This is a genomic window from Pseudomonas sp. HMWF021, assembly GCF_003061005.1.
Lineage (GTDB): Bacteria > Pseudomonadota > Gammaproteobacteria > Pseudomonadales > Pseudomonadaceae > Aquipseudomonas.
The window spans coordinates 1-3,355 of record NZ_QAIK01000139.1; the positions used below are offsets into that span (position 1 = coordinate 1).

3 protein-coding genes and 1 pseudogene are annotated in these 3,355 nt (G+C 62.0%); all 4 read right to left on the bottom strand.

Annotated elements, in window-relative coordinates; all coding sequences use genetic code 11:
* Positions 1-255, bottom strand: a pseudogene (locus DBR18_RS19505) (EmrA/EmrK family multidrug efflux transporter periplasmic adaptor subunit); the annotation flags it as partial.
* Between the two features lie 14 nt (positions 256-269).
* On the bottom strand, positions 270-1,739 hold the full coding sequence (locus tag DBR18_RS19510) for an efflux transporter outer membrane subunit (protein WP_108591531.1): 1,470 nt from the start codon (positions 1,737-1,739) through the stop codon (positions 270-272).
* Positions 1,729-2,211, bottom strand: coding sequence for a MarR family winged helix-turn-helix transcriptional regulator (locus DBR18_RS19515; RefSeq protein ID WP_007961084.1), 483 nt, complete (start codon positions 2,209-2,211; stop codon positions 1,729-1,731). The genes DBR18_RS19510 and DBR18_RS19515 overlap by 11 nt, the downstream gene beginning before the upstream one ends.
* 252 nt (positions 2,212-2,463) lie before the next feature.
* The coding region (locus DBR18_RS19520) for a hypothetical protein (RefSeq protein WP_256588797.1) at positions 2,464-3,355 on the bottom strand (892 nt) is incomplete at its 5' end.

Sequence of the window (3,355 nt, forward strand, 5' to 3'; positions counted from 1 at the left end):
AACCAGATCGCCGTCGTCAGCGCCGATGCTGACCACGGTGCCGGTCACCAGCGGGGTGATCTCAACGACGTTGCCGTTGACGTAGGCGTCGTCGGTGCTTTCGTTGAAGCGCCCGATGAATTCGTGATACGCCCAGACGCCGGCACCGGCGAGCAGGACCACGACGGCCAGCACCAGCAGCATGACTTTGCGCTTGCGCGGGTTGCCGGTGTCCGGGGTGTTGGCTTGGGTTTGAGTGTTTTCGGCAGTGGCCATGACAAATACCTGAATTAGTTGTGCGGCGTGGCTGGGGTGGCGTTGGCTGCGGTCAGGGTTTCACCCTGAAAGCCGCCGCCCAGCGCTTGCATCAGTTGAATCGACAGGTCGATCTGCTCGGCATTGAGGTTGGCCAACTGACGCTGGGCCTGCAGCAATTGCTGCTCGATGCTGAGCACGTCCAGGTAGTTGCCGATGCCGGAACCGTAACGCTGGACGACGGTGTTGTAAGAATCCTGGGCAATCTCGGTGGCGTGTTGCTGCGCGCCGATCTGCCGGCCGATGTCACGCAACTGGTTGATCGTGTCGCTGACATCGCCCAGTGCCTTCACCAGGTTTTTGTTGTACTGCGCCACCGCCAGATCGTAATCGGCGTCGCGCGCATCGAGGTTGGCGCGCAGGCGCCCGCCGTCGAAGATCGGCACAGAAATGGTCGGGGCGATGCTGAAGAAGCGACTGGCCGACCCGAACATCGCGTCACCCAACAAGGATTCGGCACCGGCCGAGGCCGTGAGGTTCAAGTTGGGATAGAAGCGGGTTTTCGCCGAGTCGATGTCTTTGCTCGCCGCCTCCACGCGCCAGCGCGCCGCGACCAGATCCGGACGCCGGCCGAGCAGTTCCGCCGGCAGCACCGACGGCACCGCCACGGCGCTGGCTTGCAGGACTTTCGGCCGGGCGATTTCGTTGCCACGATCCGGGCCTTTGCCGAGCAGCACGGCCAGAGCGATTTTCGCGCTGTTCAACCGTTTTTCGGCGTCGATCAGGCTGGCTTCGGAACTGGCCTCAAGGCTTTGGGTTTGCTGGAACTGGTACTGGCTGTCGATCCCGGCACTCAAGCGGCGCTGGCTCAGATCGAGCATCTGTTTCGTACGTTTCAGATCGTCATTGGCCAGGTCGTAGACGATGTGCGCCTGCCCCAGATCGCTGTAGGCCCGGGCCACGTCGGCGGCGAGGGTCAACTGTGCAGCCTGACGGTCGACTTCAGCGGCGCGGGCCTGACCGAGCGCGGCTTCCCAGGCATCACGCTGGCCGCCCCACAGGTCGAAGTTGTAATTGAACCCGGCGCTGACGTTGCGCACGGTGGCGTAGGCATCGCCCTGCCCGCGCGGGTCCTGATCCTTGGCCAAACGCGAACGGCTGATACCGGCGCTGGCATTGAGGGTCGGATAACGTTCGGCATCGGCGGCATAGGCTGCGGCGCTGGCCTGATGGGCGCGGGCTTCGGCGATCTGCATGTCCGGGCTGTCGTGCAGCGCTTCGCGGATCAGCCCGTCGAGTTGCGGATCGCCGAGGCTGGTCCACCAGTCGCTCTTCGGCCACGCGGCCGGCGACAGGGTCACGCCGCTGAGGGATTGGCCGACTTTCAGGCTTTTCGCATCCAGATTTTTGCCTTGGGTATCGAGGCCGCTGTAATTGGCGCAACCGGCCAGAATCATCGCCGACAGCACCAGGGTCAGGCTGCTGCGCAAGGTTTTACTGCTCATTGTGTTCACCTAAGCGCTGGATAGTGATCGGGTCACCGGCGGCCAGCAGGATTTTCTTGAGGATGTATTCCAGGGTCTTCAACTCGTCCGTGGTGACGGCGCCGGCCAGTTCATTCATGGCATCGGCGCCGATGTGCGGCAGGCGATCGGCCAGTTGCTGGCCCTGCTCGGTGAGCTTGAGCTGCACCTGACGGCGATCGCCTTCGCTGCGTTGGCGAGCCAGAAAACCTTTCTGCTCCAGACGATCGAGCATGCGTGTCATCGAACCGCTGTCGAGCGACAGATGCCGGCACAACTCGGCCGGCGTATCGACGCCGTACTGGGCCATGATGATCAACACCTTGAACTGCGCGGCGGTGATGCCGTGGGGTTCCATGTGGGTGTCGATGATCCGGTCCTTGAGCAGTGCGGCACGGCCGAGCAACAGGCCGAGATGGCAATGTTTGAATCCGTCCGGGGTGAAATGCTTCATGTGCTCACCTAATAACTGCCTAGGCAGTGAATGTATGTCGAGATGTTACTGCCTAGGCAGCGAATGTCAACGTAATAGTTAGGTTGCTTTGTAATTAGTTGACCAGTGGACTGGGGTTTGTGTTTGGCGGGCGAACGCTATCGCTGGCAAGCCAGCTCCCACAGGTTCTCTGGTGTACGTGAATTTTGAGTACACCACTGACCCTGTGGGAGCTGGCTTGCCAGCGATAAGGACAACCCGGTGTAAAACCGATCAGGTTTCGTCGGAAGGATGAACAGCCGCCGGCGGCTGGAGGGGATGCACTTCGCGCCCGCGCAAGGCCGTCAGCGCATAACCGCTGGCGCGTTTGATCACCGCAAACATGCTGTGCCAGCCCGGCGGCGCGGGCTCGATGGCGGCATGCAGCGCCCGGGCGTAGTCGAGCACCAGACCGGGCGTCCAGGCCATCACTTCGGCGCGCTTGCGCACCTGCGCCGCGACCCAGAATTCGGGGCTGAAGATGATCCGGGCAAAATCGAACATGCTTGAATGCCCGCGATTCATCGAGCCTTCCAGAGCCGCTTCCAGACTATGGGCCACGGCACTGGAACAGTTGCGGCTGGTGAGGTTGTAGGTGTCGTTCTGTTGATACGCCACCCAGAACGCCTGCAATCGCCGGGCATCGTAGTGGGCAAAACTGACCTGAACCGAAGACGGGCACCAGTCGGCCACCTCCCCCGCATAGTCTGGCAGAAACCGCCCGGCGACATCGTTGTTCGGCGTCGCCCGCAGCAAGCGCACGAAATCCCCCGCCGAACGATCGATGTCATCCAGCGGGTAATGGCTGATGTAAATCTCCGGACCACATTCCAGCGCCGCGTGGCCGGCGGAGATGACCCCATTGATATCAACCGCCGCGATGTAGCGGTTGAGCAGACGGTTGCGCACCAGGGTGTCATCCACGGTGCCGCTGGGCGTCCAGATGTGGATGACCAGCGCATCGCTGCTGGCCGGCGCACTGAAAGCAGCAGGGTCGGTGAGCGGCGGCTGATTTTTGAAACGCACAGCCTGACGCAACAAGGCACAGCCCGAAAGAAACAGGCTCATGCCGATGCAGAATGGCACCGTGCCCTTATACAGCGTCGGATACGGCTCGAAGATGAAC